Raw genomic sequence first — 15788 nt, 5'->3', positions numbered from 1 at the left:
ATCATTCTCCCGAGGAATGAGGGTTATGGGCCGCGAGCGCCGTGCGCGGCAAGCCTCACGGCGTCGCCGGCTTCGCCCCCTGCGTCTCCATCCGCTCCAGCACCCACTGGGCCTGGCGGGAGGCCTCGCCGCCGTTGGGATCGGCCGCCATGGGCTTGAGCAGTTGGAAGGCCGTCCGCGTGTCGCCGGCCGTCAGGAAGCCCACGGCCGCCACCAGACGGATCTTCGGCACCTCCGGCGCCAGGGTGACGGCGCGGCGCAGCAAGGCCAGGCGCTCGGGCGACGGCGTGTCGCCACCGGCCATGGTCTGGGCCAGCAGGAAAAGGGTCTGGTAGTCGTTCGGCTCGTCCGCGTCGGCGCGTTGCAGATAGCTTCGGGCCAGGACCATCAGCGCGGCCTTGCGCGCGGGGTCGGCCTCGGCGGCGGCGCGATAGAGCTTGCTGGTCCCCATCAGCCGCAGGGCTTCCAGATTGCCATCGTCCTCGTCGAGAAGCTGGGCCAGAAGGCGCTCGCCCACATCGCGGTCGCCCAGCACGATCTCGGCCCGAGCCAGGGCCTGGCGGCTGTAGCGCTCGGCCGGCCGGAGCGCGGCCGACTTGCGGACGTGGACCAGCAGGCCCGCGACATCGCCGCCGGGCACGGCCTTCAATTGCTGGATCTCCAGGATCAGGTCGTCTGCCCCCTTGGGCATCTTCCGGATTCGAATGGTCGGCGGCGAGGCGTCCGCTCGCGGCAGCGTGGTCCGCACCGGCGGCTCGGCCATGAACGCGCGCAGCTTGGGCTCCAACGCCTCCGGCGGCTCGCCGAACACCTCGGCCCAGACGGTCTTCGGGTCGGTCGCGCCGGCTTCCAGCCGATCCAGATAGGTCGCCAGCCGCGCCTTGCGATCCGGATCCGACCACATGTAGCGCACGAGCAGCGCCGCCTGCGCGTCGTAGCCCCAACGATAGGGGCTGGCGGACGCGCTGCGCTCGGCGATCAGGTGCGGAATGGCCTCCAGGTTCTTGGCCGCCAACGCGTTGTCGAACAGCGCCGGAACGCCGCCGATCGTCATATTGTCGGGCCGGATGTCGATCGAGCTGTAATAGATGCCCGCCCCCTTGATCAGCCAGCGCGGCTGACGGAACGGGAAGTTCTCGCTGAAGAAATGCAGCGCATAGGCGCCCAGCACGCCGTCGTCCCCGGACGTCTCGTCGACCACCTCGTGGAAGGAGAAGCTGTCGCGCACGACGATGGCGAAGATGTCTTCCGGCTCGGCGACGTCGACCGACAGCGCGGTGACCATGGCGTTGGGCAGGAAGCGACGATAGTCCCGATTGATCTTGTCGCCGCGCTTGGGCGCCTTGACCAGAAAGATCGGGAACTTGCGCGGCGGGGACGCATCCAGCTTGCCGTAGAGCGTGCGCAGGGTGCGATCCAGCGCCTCGATGTCCTCGACCGCCCGCCGCAACACCTCCGGCCCCTCGTCCGAATAGACGATGACGTGGTCGCTCTCGGCGCGCAGCCAGCGCCCCGTACCCTGAGGATTGACGACGATGTCGGCGCGATCGGCGGCGACGGCCGCCGCCGGGACTGTCGCCAGCCCGGTCGCCAACAGGACCGCCGCCAGCATCCGCCTGATCGCCATTCCGCCCCCAACGCCCTGCCCGTCGCGGAGTCGACGGGAATCTACCTTAGGGTGATCTGGTCAAGGCGGACAACACAAGGCGTCTAGCCGCCCGTCTTCTCCGGCGCCGCCCCATACGTCTCCATCAGTTCCAGCACCCGCTGGGCCTGGCGCGAGGCCTCGCCGCCGTTGGGGTCGGCGGCCATGGGCTTGAGCAGTTGGAAGGTCGTCTGCGTATCGTCGGCCGACAGGAACGCCACGGCGGCCACCAGGCGGATCTTGGCCACCTCGGGGGCCAGGGTGACCGCGCGGCGCAGCAGGGCCAGGCGCTCGGGCGACGGGACGTCGTCGGTGGCCATGGTCTGGGCCAGCAGGAACAGGGTCTGGTAGTCGTTGGGCTCGGCCGCGTCCGCCTTTTCCAGATAGCGCCGCGCCGACGCCAGCAGCGGCGCGCGATGGTCGCGATCGGCCGCCGCGCGATAGAGCTTGCTGGTCCCCATCAGCCGCAGGGCCTCCAGGTTGCCGGGATCCTCGGCCAGAAGTCCCTCCAGCAGTCCCTCGCCGACGTCGCGGTCGCCGATGGTGATCTCGGCCCGGGCCAAGGCCTGGCGGCTGTAGCGCTCGCCCGGCCGGCGGGCGGCGGTCTTGCGGAACTTGCGCAGCAGGTCGTCGCGATTGGCGCTGGGCGCCCCGGCCTTCAATTGCTGGATCTCCAGGATCAGGTCCTCGGCGCCTGCGGGCAGCGCGCGGATCGTGATCCGGGGCGGCGGGCCCGCCGGCCGCGGGATCGTGGTCAGCACGGGCTTCTTGCCCAGGAACGCCGTCAACTGGGGTTCCAGCTTCTCCGGTGACACGCCGAACACCTCGATCCAGGCGGTCTTCACGTCGCGCTCGCCAGCCTCGAGACGGTTGAGATAGGCGTCCAGCTGCGCCTTGCGTCCAGGATCGGCCCACAGATAGCGCACCAGCAGCGCCGCCCGCTCGTCGAAGCGGCGGCGGTTGGCGGGGGGTTCGCCATAGCCGGTCTCGGCGATGACATCGGCGACGCCGCGCAGGCTGCCCTGCACGCGCCTTTCGTCGAACAGGGCCGGCTCCTCGCCCACCACCACCTTGTCGGGCTTGATGTCGGCGGCGCTGTAGTAGATCGACGCGCCCTTGATCAGCCAGCGCGGCTGGCGGAACGGGAAGGTCTCGCCGAGGAAATGCAGGGCGTAGGCGCCCAGGACGCTGTCGTCGCCGGCCGTCCGGTCGATGGCCTTGAAGAAGCGGAAGTTGTCGCGCACCACGACGGCGAAGATGTCGTCCGGCTCGGCCACGTTCATCGACAGCGACGACACCGGCGCCCCCGGCAGGAAGCGCCTGTAGGTCGGGTTCTCGGTCTCGGTCGGGTCGACGGGGCGGACCAGATAGATCGGATATTTGCGCGTCGGCCCGTCGGTGCGCCCGTAGATCCCGCGCAGGGTCTGGTCCAATGCCTCAAGGTCGCCGACCACCCGGCGCAGCACCTCGGGGCCCTCGTTGGAATAGACGATGACGTGATTGCTCTCGGCCCGCAGCCAACGGCCGTTGGCCTGCGGCGTGACGACGATGTCGTCGACGGACTGGGCGTGGGCCGCCACAGGAAGAAACGCCAGCAACGCCGACGCCATCACGCTCGCGAACCGCAAAACCGCCCTCTCCCTGTCTCCCCGTCGCGGACGATAGGAGACTCCGCCGGGATTCGGATGTCCGGCCCGAAAATAAAGCTTCATGCCAAACGCCACCGCCGCTCGGCCCAGAGCGCGCCGCCCAGGACGACCACGACGGCCGCCCACAGGGCCGCGGCGCCGATCGTCAGGTAGGTCAGCGCGCCCAACGCCCCACCGCTGGCCAGACCCATCCACAGCAGGACATAGCGCAGCCAGTCCGAGGGCTCGCCGCCGGCCAGGGCGCCGGCAATGCGCTGCCCGGCCTTCACCAGGGCGCCGGTCATGTAGGTCAGGCCCACGGCGACGTCGCCATTGCGCTGGAAGACGGCGTTCTCGGCTCCCATCGCCATGGCCACGGCCGTGACGCCGGCGTTGCCGTGACCCAGGGCCAGGAGGCTCGCGCCGAGCGCCAGCAGCGCCGCCTCCAGCGCCAGCACCGGCGAGCGACGGTTCTCCCCGCAGGCCCGCGCCGTCAGGGCGCCCAGCACCACACCGCCCACGAACGAACCGACCAGGGTCAGCACGGTCATCGCCGCCGCCCAATTGGCCGTGGCCAGGGCCACGCCCAGGCGGGTGGAGTTGCCGCTCATGAACGAGACGAAGAAGCCGCCCAGCTTCAGGAAGCCGATGGCGTCGACATAGCCGGCCACGCCGGCCAGCACGACCGCCAGCGCCACCTCGTTCCGCTCGTAGTGCTTCACCCGAACGCGCCCCCGAACAGACAAAAGAAAACGGCCGGATCGTCTCCGATCCGGCCGCTCTTCGTCATCAGAAAAGTCGAGCTAGGATTAGCCGACGATCTGGTCTTCGGTGAAGAACTGGGCGATTTCGATGCCCGCGTTCTCCAGGCTGTCCGAGCCGTGGACCGAGTTTTCGCCGATCGACAGGGCGAACAGCTTGCGGATCGTGCCTTCGTCGGCGTTTTCCGGGTTCGTGGCGCCCATGACTTCACGGTACTTCAGGACGGCGTTTTCGCCTTGCAGCACTTGGACGACGACCGGCTCGGCGGTCATCTGGCCGACGAGTTCGCCGTAGAACGGACGCTCGGCGTGCACTTCGTAGAACTTCTTGGCTTGGGCTTCGGTCAGCTGCACGCGGCGCTGAGCGACGATGCGCAGGCCAGCGGCCTCGATCACGGCGTTGATGGCGCCGGTCAGGTTACGACGGGTGGCGTCCGGCTTGATGATCGAGAAGGTGCGTTCGGTCACGGAGTGATCTCACAGAAAAGTTGTGGATTGGGAGGTTGCGGGCTTATAGCCGGGCGCCTCCTCCCCGCCAACCCCGACGCGTAACCTTCATAAAATGCTTCAGATCCGTGACCTGACCTTCAACGCCTGGGGTCGGAAGTTCTTCGACCACGCCAGCGTCAGCCTGCCGCCGGGCGCCAAGGTCGGTCTGATCGGCCGCAACGGCGTGGGCAAGTCCACGCTGTTCAAGCTGATCCTGGGCCAGCTGCACGCCGGCGACGACGAGATCAGCCTGCCCAAGGCCGCGCGGATCGGTTCGGTGGACCAAGAGCACCCGGCCACGCCCTTCACCCTGCTGGACACGGTGCTGGAGGCCGACGAGGAGCGTCACGACCTGCTGACCCGGCTGGAGACGGCCAGTCCCGAGGAGATGGGCGAGATCTGGGCCCGGCTGATCGAGATCGATTCCGACGCCGCTCCGGCCAAGGCCTCGGAAATCCTGGTGGGCCTGGGCTTCACGCAAGACGACCTGGCTCGTCCGATGTCGGAATTCTCCGGCGGCTGGCGGATGCGCGTGGCCCTGGCCGCGGCGCTGTTCGCCGAACCCGACATGCTGCTGCTCGATGAACCGACCAACTATCTCGACCTGGAAGGCGCGCTTTGGCTGGAGGCCCGCCTCCAGAAATATCCGCACACCGCCCTGATCGTCAGCCACGACCGCGAGCTGCTCAACAACAGCTGTACGCACATGCTGCACCTGGCCGGCGGCAAGCTGGAGCTCTACACCGGCGGCTACGACGACTTCGAGAAGCGCCGCGCCGAGAAGGCCCGCCTGCAACTCTCCGCGAAAGCCAAGCAGGACGCCGAGCGCGCCCACCTGCAGGCCTTTGTCGACCGCTTCAAGGCCAAGGCCTCCAAGGCCGCCCAGGCCCAGTCGCGCATGAAGCGCCTGGCCAAGATGGAGCCGGTGTCGACCACGATCGAGGAGCGGGTCGCGCCCTTCACCCTGCCCTCGCCGCCGCGCCCGCTGGCGCCGCCGCTCATTCGCCTGGAGAAGGCGAATGTGGGCTACGAGGCCGAACGCCCGATCCTCAAGAACCTCAACCTGCGCATGGACCTGGACGACCGCATCGGTCTGCTGGGCGTCAACGGCGCGGGCAAGTCGACCTTCGCCAAGATGATCGCCGGGGCCCTGACCGTCCAGAAGGGCGAGCTGCACCGCGACAAGAAGATGAAGGTCGGCTGGTTCCACCAGCACCAGATCGAGGCGATGGATCCGGTGGACACCCCGCTGGAGATCATCCGCCGGGCGATGCCGGACGCCTCGGAAAGCTCGCGCCGCTCGAAGCTGGCGCAGTTCGGCCTGGGCTTCGAGAAGCAGGAGACCACGGTCGCCAACCTGTCGGGCGGCGAACGCGCCCGCCTGCTGCTCAACATGGTGGCGATGGACGCGCCGCACATGCTGATCCTCGACGAACCGACCAACCACCTGGACATCGACAGCCGCCGGGCCCTGCTGGACGCCCTGAACGACTACAGCGGCGCGGTGATCCTGATCACCCACGATCGCTCGCTGATGGAGCTGGTCGCCGACCGCCTGTGGCTGGCCGCCGACGGCACCGTGAAACCGTTCGACGGCGACATGGACGACTACGCCAAGTTCGTGCTGGACCGCGCCAAGCAGGCCGTGAAGCCGACCCAGGTCGCCCGCGAGCCCGAACCCTCCACCGCCGCACCGAAGAAGACCGTCGCCATCGAACCTCTGCGCCGCAAGGTCGAGGCCGCCGAGCAGGTCATGACCCGCTGCACGCGTAACCTGGCCGAACTGGAAGCCCAGCTGGCCGATCCGGACCTCTATGTGAAGAACCCGGGCAAGGTCGCCGAGCTGACCAAGCGCCGCGACAACGCCCAGACCAAGCTGGACGAGGCCGAGACGGCGTGGATGGCCCTGGCCGAGGAGCTGGCTGAGGCCGAGGCCTGATCCCTCAGGTTTAGGGTAAACCCGCGTGAACCAAGAAGTTTAGCGCTTCCGGCACATCTGGGGGCGCATAACGATTGCATGAGCACGCCCGCCCATCCTCGCAACCATGTCGTGGCCAATCCGGAAGGCCTGTCCGCGACCAGCGTCCTGGAAGCGTTCGCCGACTGGGTGAACGCCCGGATCGGCGAGGCCATGCGGATAGAGATGGATTTGGCGTTCCGCGACCGTCCGTTCGACATCGTGGTCGGCCGCGTCCCGCCGCTGGTCGGCTGGGAGCACAAGTTCATCCAGCCCGGCGCCGCCGCGCCCAAGGGCAAGATGTGGACGGTCTACCGCCTGCACGACCAGACCGGCCGCCCGGCCCACCTGCCCCACTCCGGCGACCTGGTCGAGGACCTGACGCCGCTGCTGGGCGAGCTGGGCTATCTCGGCGTGTTCGAGGACGGCGTGGCCATGTTCCCGGGCGTCGGCAAGCGCTAGCCCACTACCGATCCCATGGCGGCGTTCCCTTGAACGCCTCGGCCAGGAAATCCACCATCAGGCGCACCTTGGCGCTCAAGTGCCGACGGCTGGGATAGACCGCCAGCACGTCGATATCGGGCAGGCTCCACTCCGGTAGCAGCCGCACCAGGCGACCGGCCTTCAGGTCCTCGCCGATGATGAAGGTCGGCTGCCAGATCACGCCCTGCCCGGCCAAGGCTGCTGAGCGCGTGGTGTCGCCGTTGTTGGAGTACATCACCGGCCGCATCCGCACGACCGCCTCGCGGCCGTCGGCGTGGGTCAGCCGCCAGTCCTCGGCCATGGCGGTGTAGCTGTAGGCCAGGCAACGATGGGTCGCGAGCTCGTCCGGCGTGGCGGGGGTCCCGTGGGCCTTCAGATAGTCCGGCGCGGCGCAGACGATGTTGCGCGAGGTCGCCAGCTTGCGCGCCACATGCGCCTGAGAGCCGCCGCGCGAGATGCGGATGGCCAGGTCATAGCCTTCCTCGACCAGATCGACGACGCGGTCGGACAGGCTGATCTCCAGCTCGACCTGCGGATGACGGGCCATGAACTGGGGCCACAGCGGCGCCAGGTGGCGGACGCCGAAGCTGAGCGGGGCGTTGATCCGCAGGCGGCCGCGCGGCTCGGCGACGCTGGCCGAGGCGGCGGCTTCGGCCTCGGCGATCTCGTCGAGGATGGCGCGGGCCCGTTCGTACAGCGCCTCGCCGGCCTCGGTCAGGGACAGGCGGCGGGAGGTGCGGTTCAGCAGCCGCGCGCCGAGATGGGCCTCCAGCTCGGCGACATAGCGGGTGACATTGGCCGGCGAGGTGTCCAGCGCCTCGGCCGCCTTGGCGAACCCACCCTTGCCGACCACGGTGGTGAACACCTCGAATGCGCGCAGTCGGTCCATGGGCGCCCCATTGTTCATTTAAGCTGAATGATAGATCGCGTTTCCGCCCATCGTTCAAGTCAGACGCCCCGTCTAAATCATCCTCACTGACCGACGCGCGGTGCGCCGGCCCGTCAAACGGAAGGATCACCTCATGTCCCGCCTCGCCAACAAGACCATCCTGATCACCGGCGGCACCACCGGCATCGGCTTCGCCGCCGCCCAGCGCGCCCTGGAAGAAGGCGCCAAGGTCGCCATCACCGGCGCCAACGCCCAGCGCCTCGAAGACGCCAAAGCCGCCCTGGGCGGCGACGTCCTGGCCATCCTGGCCGACGCCGGCGACGTGGCCGCTCAGGCCGACATCGCCAAGGCCGTCGAAGCCAAGTTCGGCAAGCTGGACGCCGTGTTCGTCAACGCCGGCATCGCCCCGTTCGGCCCGCTGGAAAGCTGGACCGAGGAGACCTTCGACCGCGCCATCAACGTCAACCTGAAAGGCCCGCTGTTCCTGGTCCAGGCCCTGGCCCCGATCCTCAGCAACCCGGCCTCGATCGTCTTCAACGGCTCGATCAACGCCCATATCGGCATGCCCAATTCCAGCGTCTACGCCGCCAGCAAGGCCGGCCTGATCTCGCTGGCCCGTACGCTGTCGGGCGAACTGATCGGTCGGGGCATCCGGGTCAATGTCATCAGTCCCGGGCCGGTGAGCACGCCGCTCTACGGCAAGCTGGGTCTGGACGCCGCCTCGCTGGACGCCATGTCGGCCGGCATCCTGGCCAACCTGCCGGCCGGCCGCTTCGGCGAGCCGCGCGAGATCGCGGATGCGGTGATCTTCCTGGCCTCGGACGAGAGCCGCTTCACGGTCGGCAGCGAGCTGATCATCGATGGCGGGATGAGCACGCTGTAGCTCTGAAAAGACTGTCATCCCGGCCAAGCGCGTAGCGCGCCGAGCCGGGACCGCCGGAAACGCCGAGCTTTCCGCGGTCCCGGCTCTCCGCTTCGCTGCGGCCGGGATGACAGGTTTTATTTGGCCGGTACCAGCTTGATCGCCGACAGCGTCGAGGCCCCCGTCGACTTCACCACCAGCGTATTGGTCCCCGGCAGCAGCGCCACGATAGCGCCGTTCTTCACCGCCGCCCCACTGTTGACCGCGACCTCCATCGGCCCAGAGCCCACTATGTTGACAACGTAGCGCCCACTCGTCGCCGAGACCGTGTAGCGCAACCACTCACCGGCGCTGAAGTCGGTGACGCTGCGGTCCTTCGCCAGGTCCACCCCGTCATTCCGCCTCGTTCGCCCCCGGTTCCAGGGCGTGCGCTCGCCGCCGGTCGAGACGTGGTAGTTGGCCACGTCGCTGTCGGCATAGGCCGCGCCGACCACGCCAAGGTCGTACTCCCAGGCCGGGATCGTCGCGCCCTTGGCGCCCATCACGTGCTTCTTGAACGGCCGGACCGTCGCGTCGTGGGGCTGGCGGAACATGGCGTCGATGACGTCGGGATGGGCCTCGTTGTTCTCGAAGCGGACGTCGTGCGAGGCGACCTTCATCAGCACCTGATAGGCCTTGTCGGCGCTGACCGGAACCTTGGCCTCGCCGGTCAGGATCGCGACCACATCGTCATAGGCCGGGTCGACCTTGATCTCGAGCGGCTGGTTGAAGCCGATCTTCTTCAGCGGCCAGAACGCCCAGCCGATGCCGTGGCTCTCGACCAGGCGAATGGAGTCTGCGAACCAGACGTTGGAGTTCTCGCCGCTCTCGCCCAGCCACAGCGGCAGGCCGGTCTCCTCGCGCAGCTTCAGGTGCTGTTCGATCGAGGCCTCGTCATTGGTGTTCCAGTACTTGTGGAAGCTGAGCGCCATGTTGGCGTCCCAGGGCTTCCCCATGCCCTTGTAATTGTTGCCCCAGCAGTTGCCTTCCAGGATGATCATGTGGCGCGGGTCGATCTCGCGGATCGCGGCGGTGAGCTCCTGATAATAGCTCCACAGCTGCGCCTGCTTCTCGTCCTTGCAGCCGTGCTTATTGCCCGGCCCGTCGAAGTCCCAGTTGGGCTCGTTGATCAGGTCGTAGGCCCCGACCATCGGCTCGTCCTTGTAGCGGGCGGCCAGCTTCTTCCAGAGGGCGATGGTCTTGCGGCGCGCCTCGGGGCTGTCCCACAGCGACGGCTTGCTGGGATCACGATCGGCGATCGGCAGGTCGTTGCCCTGGCCGCTGGGCGCGGCGTGCAGGTCCAGGATCAGGTACATGCCGTTGGCCTTAGTCCAGGCCAGCAGTTGGTCGATCCGTTGGAAGCCGTCCTCCTTCCAGGTGTCGACGCCCGGCTTGGGCTCCTGCTCGACGGCCAGGGTCAGGAGGTCGTAGTGCATCGGCAGGCGGACGGAGTTGAAGCCCCAGGCCGCCATGGCGTCGATGTCGGCCTTGGTCGTGTGGTTGTCGAGCCAGGCCTGGTGGATCGCCTTCTGGCGCTCGGGGCCAACCAGGTCGGCGATCTTGCCTTGGATGACGTGTTGCTGGCCCAGCTTGGACAGGCGCAGCATGTAGCCTTCCTGCAGCATCCAGCCGCCCAGGCCCATGCCGCGCAGCAGCACCGGCTGGCCGGTCTCGTCGACGATGCGGGCGTTCTGGGCCTTCAGCCAGCCCTCGGCATGGGCGGTGGTCGAAAGCAAAGCGAGCACAGCAGTGCTCATGGCGAGCCAAGTTTTCATGCGAAGGCCTCCCGTCCGAGGTCGCCTTCGAACGGGCGACGCTAACTGGTCAGGCCACTTCGTGCCGCATCATGACAACGTTGTCTAGGCGGTAGCGGGACTGGGTTCGCTGAGAGCTTGGGCCAGGGTGGACAGCAGCGACATCACCGTCAGCGGCTTGGGCGTGGCGCCATCGAATACCGGGTCCAGCGGCCCCATCCGCACGTCGGCCGAGAAGGCGATGATCGGCGCGCCGGCGCTGGGACCCTGCTCGGCCCGGATGCGCTGGGCGGCCGAGACGCCGTCCAGGCGCGGCATGCGCAGGTCCATCAGGATGGCGTCATAGGACGTGGCGGCGGCGGCGGCGACGCCCTCCTCCCCGTCCTGGGCCTCGGCGACCTCGACCCCGACGGCCTCCAGCACCGAGCGGACCAGCTCGCGGTTGCCGGCGTTGTCATCGACCACCAGCACGCGGCTGCCCGGCGGCGGCAACGGGATCTCGGTCTCGTCGAGGTGGTCGTCGTCCTCGGCCGCGACATGGGCCGGGATCTCGAACCAGAAGCGGGCCCCCTTGCCCTCCTCGCTCTCGACGCCGATCTGGCCGCCCATCAGCTCGACCAGCCCCTTGGAGATGGCCAGGCCCAGGCCCGTGCCGCCGTGCTGGCGATTGAGGGCCGCGTCGATCTGCGAGAAGCGGGCGAAGATCAGGGCTTGGTCCTCGGCGGCCACGCCGCGTCCGGTATCGACCACGGCGATGCGCAGGCGGCCCTCATGGTGGGCGGCGGCCAGGCTGACCGTGCCGGCGTCGGTGAACTTCACCGCGTTGCCGACCAGGTTGACCAGCACCTGGCGCACGCGCTCGGGGTCGATCATCACCAGGGCCGGCAGGGTGTTGAGGCCTCGGGCGCTGAGCACCAGCCCCTTGGCGCTGGCCCCCGTGCTGGTCAGCTCGACCACCTCGGCCACCAGGTCGGGCACGCTGGTTGGGCGGACGTTCAGGGCGATGCGTCCGGTCTCCAGCCGCGAGAAGTCGAGGATGTCGTTGATCGTCGTCAGCAGGGTCTGGCCGCCGGCGGCGATGCGGTCGAGATAGCGGCGGGCGCGCGGCGACAGGTCCGGCTCGTCGGCCGCCAGGTTGGCGAAGCCGATCACGGCGGTCAGCGGCGTGCGCAGCTCGTGGCTCATATTGGCCAGGAACTCGCCCTTCACGGCGGCGGCGGCTTCGGCCTCGGACCGGGCGGCGCGCAGCTCCAGCTCCAGCGTCTTGCGGGCGGTGACGTCACGGATGATGTCGGTGATGCCGGTCGGGACGCCGGTGACCGGGTCGCAGGCCAGGGTCGGGCGCGACTCCAGCCAGATCATGCCGCCGTCCTTGCGGAAGGCGCGGTACTCCACCGTCATGGCTGGGGGCGCGAGGTCGGCGTGCGGACACGCGCGCTGGATCTCGACCACGTGGCGGATCGCGGCCCGATCGTCCGGGTGCAGCATCTTGAGGTAGCCCGTCCCCTGCAGCTCCTCGGGCTCGTAGCCCATGATCGAGCGGGCGGCGGGCGAGATGTAGTTCATCTGCCCGTGCAGGTCGCTGTGGGCGATGATGTCCAGCGCGCTCTCGGCCAGCAGGCGGAACTTGGCCTCGCTGCGTTCGGCCGCGGCGCTGGTCTCGACCAGTTGGGCCATGATCGCGCGGCGCTGGCGCTGGAAGGCGGCGACCGGCAGGGCGACGAAGGTCGAGACCGCCAGGAACAGCTGAAGCACCGTCGACTGGGTCGCCGAGCCCGCCAGGATCAGGTGGATGGGACCTCGGCCGGCGATGGTCAGCACCAGCGAGATGGCGGCCACCAGCATCACGCCCAGGACCGCGCCCAGCACCTCCTGCCGCCAGGCCGCCAGCAGCATGATCGGCGGCAATACGAACAGCAGCGGATAGCGGGCTTGGCCAAAGACGATGGCGGCGGCCAGTCCGCAGGCCACGATCGACAGCACGCCGTCGCGGCTGAGCGGTCGCTCGCGCAGGTACAGCTTGGCCTTGAACAGCACCAGCAGGCACGGGCCGATGGTCAGCATGCCCAGGATGTCGTTCAGCACCCAGCCGGTGACGTTGCTCAGCAGGTCGCCGCCGCGCAGCATCGTATGGATCGACGAGGCGATGGTCCCCAGGATCGTCGGGGCCAGGAAGCCGCCCAGCAGGACGAAGGCCAGCATGTCGCGCGGCCGGCCCAGGTCGATGGCCTCGCCCACCACCCGGCGCACGGCGACGGCGGCCAGCAGGCCTTCGGAGATGTTCAGGGTGACCAGGATGGCGTTGACGGTCGGGCTGTCGCCCGCATGGGCCCCGGCCGCGAGCGCGCCCAACAGAGCGCCAACCACCAGCGCCGGCCACCGCCGCGTCGGCGACGACAGCAGGCACGCGGCCAGGAAGCCGTTCGACAGCCAGATCGGCGTGACATGACCGTAGGCGCGAGGAATCTCAACGCAGAGATAGGCTAGGCCAGCGAAACCAAATGCGACGCCGACGGCGGCCAACAGCGTGGCCGCCAAGTTGTCACGGGTCTTGGGTCCGATCGTCGAGTTGTCGACCATGCGCTGAACCGGCCGGCGCGGAATCCCCGGCGATTCGGTTATTTCACTTCAGCAGGATAGAAGCCAGAGAAGCTTGGGCGAACGTGGTTACTACCCGCACTTCACTTCCTGAACGATGCCCGTATCAGCATTGAACAAGATGTTCAGGCGATCGGCGCGGTAGTCCATGGTCACCGGACAGGTCGTGCAGGCCACCCGCCAGCGCGACGGATCGACCGGCGCCGGCAGGCTGGTGCGCGGCTTGCCGACATAGGCCTGGGCGTCCTTCAGCCCGCACTGGTCCCTCGACGCGTCGGACGAGGACGACGAGATCGGCGGCTTGGCGGGCAAGGCGATGGCCGGCGGCGCGGTCGGCGTGGCGGGCGGAGGCGGCGGGGCCGGCTCGGGCGCGCTGGAGCACGAGGCCAGGAGAACACCCAAAGCCAGAACCGCCAAGGGGCCTGAGATCACCCGCTTCATGCCTGCTTCTCCCAACCGCGTTCGGCGCCCTGGCGCCAGTAGGACACCGGATGTCCGGCCTTCTTGAAGACGGACCAGCGCCCGCGCGCCATGGCCAGCGCCTGGTCATCCCGGCCGTCGAACAGCAGGATGCAGCGCGAGACTCCCGCCAGGTCGCCGGGCTCGGCCCCGTCGATCAGGAACAGCGCGTCACCGGCGTTCGGGTTGCCGTCCTCGCCGGTCAGCAGCACCGGCTGGCGCTCGGCCATCGGCTCGGTGGCCAGGCCGTGCGGCAGGAAGCTGTCCTCGCGGAACGTCCAGAGGTGCTGGTCCAGCGCCTCCAGCCTTTTCGGATCATTGCCGCGCACCAGCGCCTTCCAGCCCCTGCCCAGCGTCTTTTCCAGAAGCTCGGGCAGCACCGCCTCGAGCGGCGAGCGCTCCAGGTGGTAGAACCAGACCTCGCAGGGCGCGGCGGTCATGCTCAGCCTTCGTAGGCGTCGGCGACGAGACGGTTCAGCAGACGCACGCCGAAGCCGGCCGCGCCGTCCGGCACGGTCGGATCGGCCGAGGGCTTCTTCCAGGCCGTCGAGGCGATGTCGAGGTGGGCCCACGGCACGCCGTTGACGAAGCGCTGCAGGAACAGGCCCGCCGTGATCGAGCCGGCCGGGCGGCCGCCGATGTTCTTCATGTCGGCGATCGGGCTTTCGATCTGCTTCTCATAGGCGGCCGGCAGCGGCAGGCGCCACAGGGTCTCGCGCTCGGCCTTGCCGGCGGTGAGAAGCTTTTCCGACAAACCGTCGTTATTGCTGAACAAACCGGCGTAGTCGTGACCCAGGGCGATGATGATCGCGCCGGTCAGGGTGGCCAGGTTGATCATGAACTGCGGCTTGAAGCGGTCCTGGCAGTACCAGAGGGCGTCGGCCAGCACGAGGCGGCCTTCGGCGTCGGTGTTGATGACCTCGATCGTCTGGCCCGACATCGAGGTGACCACGTCGCCCGGACGCTGGGCGTTGCCGTCGGGCATGTTCTCGACCAGGCCCAGGATGCCGATGGCGTTGACCTTGGCCTTGCGGCCGGCCAGGGCGTGCATGACGCCGGTCACGGCGGCCGCGCCGCCCATGTCCCACTTCATGTCTTCCATGCCGTCGGCCGGCTTGATCGAGATGCCGCCGGTGTCGAAGGTCACGCCCTTGCCGACGAAGGCGATCGGCTGGGCATTCTTATCCGCCGCGCCGGTCCACTTCATGATGACGAGCTGGCTCTCGCGGACCGAACCTTGGCCCACGCCCAGCAGGCTGCCCATGCCGAGCTCAGCCATCTGGGCCTCGCCCAGGACCTCGACTTCCAGGCCCAGGCTTTCCAGGCTCTTGGCGCGGGCGGCGAACTCTTCCGGGTGCAGGATGTTGGCCGGCTCGGAAACCAGGTCGCGGCTGAAGACGATGGCGTCGGCCAGGGCCGACAGCGGCTCATAGGCCTTCTGGGCCTTGACGGGGTCGGCGGCGGCGATCTTGACCACCTGGACCGAGGGCTTCTTCTCGGCCTTCTCGGTGGTGCGGTACTTGTCAAAGCGGTAAGCGGCCAGGCGAGCCCCGAACGCGGCGCGGGCGGCGCTTTCCGCATCAGCGCCCAGCTTCAGGACGAGTTCGGTGACGCCCGTGGTCTTCACGGCCTGATAGGCGGCGGCGGCGGCGGTCTCGACCGCTTCCGGCTCCACCGCGCCCGAACCGTCGACGCCGATCAGCACCAGGCGGGCGGCTTCCAGGCCGTGTGGGGCGACCAGGTCCAGGGTCTGGCCCTTGGCGCCGGTGAAGCGGCCGCCGGCGATGGCGCGCGCCAGGGCGCCGCCGGTCGACTCGTTGGCGGCCTTGGCCTCCGGCGACAGGGCCGCGCCCTCGTGGGCGAGGACCGCGAGCGCGGCGGCGGCGCCGGCCTGGGTGTCGACGGGGACGAACTCGATACGCATGCCGCGCTCCTGCATCTGGGCGACTTATGAACGGCGCGTCGCGACGGCGCAGCCGCATCTTGAACAGAGCGCGATAGCCGAAAGTGTAAGCGGTTTCGGCGGGTATCGCGCTCCAGGTTTTCGTCTGGAGCCTGTTTATCCGCTTCGAACGAAGCGGACAGGCTCCACGCGGCATAGTCCAATGCGGCGCCATAGAAAAGGCTCCGTTGGACGCCACTCGGCACAGCTAAGTCAGCTCACCGGTTGTGCCGACGCGAAGCCCCCGTGTAGAACGACCCATCTTCGGGGTTCGTCCCACGA

General features: G+C 68.6%; 13 protein-coding genes and 1 pseudogene. 4 read left to right on the top strand and 10 right to left on the bottom strand.

Going from position 1 to position 15788, the window contains the following annotated elements; translation table 11 throughout:
• Positions 1–55: 55 nt before the first annotated feature.
• The 3 genes from AC07NI_RS05375 to AC07NI_RS05365 form a co-directional block, all read right to left on the bottom strand.
• The gene (locus AC07NI_RS05375; RefSeq protein ID WP_494616673.1) at positions 56–1627 is read right to left on the bottom strand and encodes a tetratricopeptide repeat protein; all 1572 of its coding nucleotides are present in this window, start codon (positions 1625–1627) and stop codon (positions 56–58) included.
• A gap of 83 nt (positions 1628–1710) precedes the next feature.
• Complete coding sequence (locus AC07NI_RS05370) at positions 1711–3255, bottom strand: tetratricopeptide repeat protein (protein WP_494616672.1); 1545 nt, start codon at positions 3253–3255, stop codon at positions 1711–1713.
• A 98-nt stretch (positions 3256–3353) separates the two neighbouring features.
• Entirely contained in the window at positions 3354–3953 is a 600-nt protein-coding gene (locus AC07NI_RS05365; protein WP_494618280.1) for a YoaK family protein, read from the bottom strand.
• Between AC07NI_RS05365 and AC07NI_RS05360 the strand changes: the two are divergent.
• Positions 3837–4076 (top strand): annotated as a pseudogene (locus tag AC07NI_RS05360) (hypothetical protein); the annotation flags it as partial. The gene AC07NI_RS05365 and the pseudogene AC07NI_RS05360 sit on opposite strands and share 117 nt — an antisense overlap.
• 6 nt (positions 4077–4082) lie before the next feature.
• Here the strand turns inward: AC07NI_RS05360 and ndk are convergent.
• Positions 4083–4502, bottom strand: coding sequence for a nucleoside-diphosphate kinase (ndk, locus tag AC07NI_RS05355; protein ID WP_494616671.1), 420 nt, complete (start codon positions 4500–4502; stop codon positions 4083–4085).
• Positions 4503–4596: 94 nt separating this feature from the next.
• On the opposite strand from ndk, the gene AC07NI_RS05350 reads away from it, so the two are divergent.
• Together AC07NI_RS05350 and AC07NI_RS05345 are read left to right on the top strand one after the other, a co-directional pair.
• Complete coding sequence (locus tag AC07NI_RS05350) at positions 4597–6462, top strand: ABC-F family ATP-binding cassette domain-containing protein (protein WP_494616670.1); 1866 nt, start codon at positions 4597–4599, stop codon at positions 6460–6462.
• Positions 6463–6540: 78 nt separating this feature from the next.
• Positions 6541–6942, top strand: a complete 402-nt coding sequence (locus AC07NI_RS05345) for a hypothetical protein (protein ID WP_494616669.1) — start codon at positions 6541–6543, stop codon at positions 6940–6942.
• Positions 6943–6946: 4 nt separating this feature from the next.
• Here AC07NI_RS05345 and AC07NI_RS05340 read toward each other — a convergent pair whose 3' ends face one another.
• Positions 6947–7852, bottom strand: coding sequence for a LysR family transcriptional regulator (locus AC07NI_RS05340; protein WP_494616668.1), 906 nt, complete (start codon positions 7850–7852; stop codon positions 6947–6949).
• Between the two features lie 133 nt (positions 7853–7985).
• Here AC07NI_RS05340 and AC07NI_RS05335 point away from each other — a divergent pair, with 133 nt between their 5' ends.
• Entirely contained in the window at positions 7986–8735 is a 750-nt protein-coding gene (locus tag AC07NI_RS05335; RefSeq protein ID WP_494616667.1) for an SDR family oxidoreductase, read from the top strand.
• A gap of 116 nt (positions 8736–8851) precedes the next feature.
• Here the strand turns inward: AC07NI_RS05335 and AC07NI_RS05330 are convergent, their stop codons facing one another.
• The 5 genes from AC07NI_RS05330 to AC07NI_RS05310 all read right to left on the bottom strand — a co-directional run bounded on the left by AC07NI_RS05330 (position 8852) and on the right by AC07NI_RS05310 (position 15488).
• Complete coding sequence (locus tag AC07NI_RS05330; protein ID WP_494616666.1) at positions 8852–10528, bottom strand: cellulase family glycosylhydrolase; 1677 nt, start codon at positions 10526–10528, stop codon at positions 8852–8854.
• An 84-nt stretch (positions 10529–10612) separates the two neighbouring features.
• A complete protein-coding gene (locus AC07NI_RS05325) occupies positions 10613–13087 on the bottom strand; it encodes an MASE1 domain-containing protein (protein ID WP_494616665.1) in 2475 nt (824 codons plus the stop codon).
• Positions 13088–13177: 90 nt separating this feature from the next.
• Positions 13178–13546 carry a peptidase inhibitor I78 gene (locus AC07NI_RS05320; protein WP_494616664.1) on the bottom strand — a complete coding sequence of 123 codons (369 nt, stop codon included), beginning with the start codon at positions 13544–13546 and terminating at the stop codon, positions 13178–13180.
• The gene (locus tag AC07NI_RS05315; RefSeq protein ID WP_494616663.1) at positions 13543–14004 is read right to left on the bottom strand and encodes a DNA polymerase III subunit chi; all 462 of its coding nucleotides are present in this window, start codon (positions 14002–14004) and stop codon (positions 13543–13545) included. Before AC07NI_RS05315 ends, AC07NI_RS05320 begins: the two co-directional genes overlap by 4 nt.
• A gap of 2 nt (positions 14005–14006) precedes the next feature.
• Positions 14007–15488 (bottom strand): leucyl aminopeptidase, encoded by a 1482-nt coding sequence (locus AC07NI_RS05310; protein WP_494616662.1) that lies wholly within the window; start codon positions 15486–15488, stop codon positions 14007–14009.
• Positions 15489–15788 lie beyond the last annotated feature (300 nt).

This window comes from Caulobacter sp. GW821-FHT10E02 (assembly GCF_059415225.1).
This window is presented reverse-complemented; position numbering and strand designations above follow the sequence as displayed.

What these genes read in the sequence shown, in the direction of transcription:
- AC07NI_RS05375 (WP_494616673.1), bottom strand. Translation starts at nt 1,627, where the DNA reads ATGGCGATCAGGCGGATGCTGGCGGCGGTCCTGTTGGCGACCGGGCTG.
- AC07NI_RS05370 (WP_494616672.1), bottom strand. Translation starts at nt 3,255, where the DNA reads ATGGCGTCGGCGTTGCTGGCGTTTCTTCCTGTGGCGGCCCACGCCCAG.
- AC07NI_RS05350 (WP_494616670.1), top strand. Translation starts at nt 4,597, where the DNA reads ATGCTTCAGATCCGTGACCTGACCTTCAACGCCTGGGGTCGGAAGTTC.
- AC07NI_RS05345 (WP_494616669.1), top strand. Translation starts at nt 6,541, where the DNA reads ATGAGCACGCCCGCCCATCCTCGCAACCATGTCGTGGCCAATCCGGAA.
- AC07NI_RS05340 (WP_494616668.1), bottom strand. Translation starts at nt 7,852, where the DNA reads ATGGACCGACTGCGCGCATTCGAGGTGTTCACCACCGTGGTCGGCAAG.
- AC07NI_RS05335 (WP_494616667.1), top strand. Translation starts at nt 7,986, where the DNA reads ATGTCCCGCCTCGCCAACAAGACCATCCTGATCACCGGCGGCACCACC.
- AC07NI_RS05330 (WP_494616666.1), bottom strand. Translation starts at nt 10,528, where the DNA reads ATGAAAACTTGGCTCGCCATGAGCACTGCTGTGCTCGCTTTGCTTTCG.
- AC07NI_RS05325 (WP_494616665.1), bottom strand. Translation starts at nt 13,087, where the DNA reads ATGGTCGACAACTCGACGATCGGACCCAAGACCCGTGACAACTTGGCG.
- AC07NI_RS05320 (WP_494616664.1), bottom strand. Translation starts at nt 13,546, where the DNA reads ATGAAGCGGGTGATCTCAGGCCCCTTGGCGGTTCTGGCTTTGGGTGTT.
- AC07NI_RS05315 (WP_494616663.1), bottom strand. Translation starts at nt 14,004, where the DNA reads ATGACCGCCGCGCCCTGCGAGGTCTGGTTCTACCACCTGGAGCGCTCG.
- AC07NI_RS05310 (WP_494616662.1), bottom strand. Translation starts at nt 15,488, where the DNA reads ATGCGTATCGAGTTCGTCCCCGTCGACACCCAGGCCGGCGCCGCCGCC.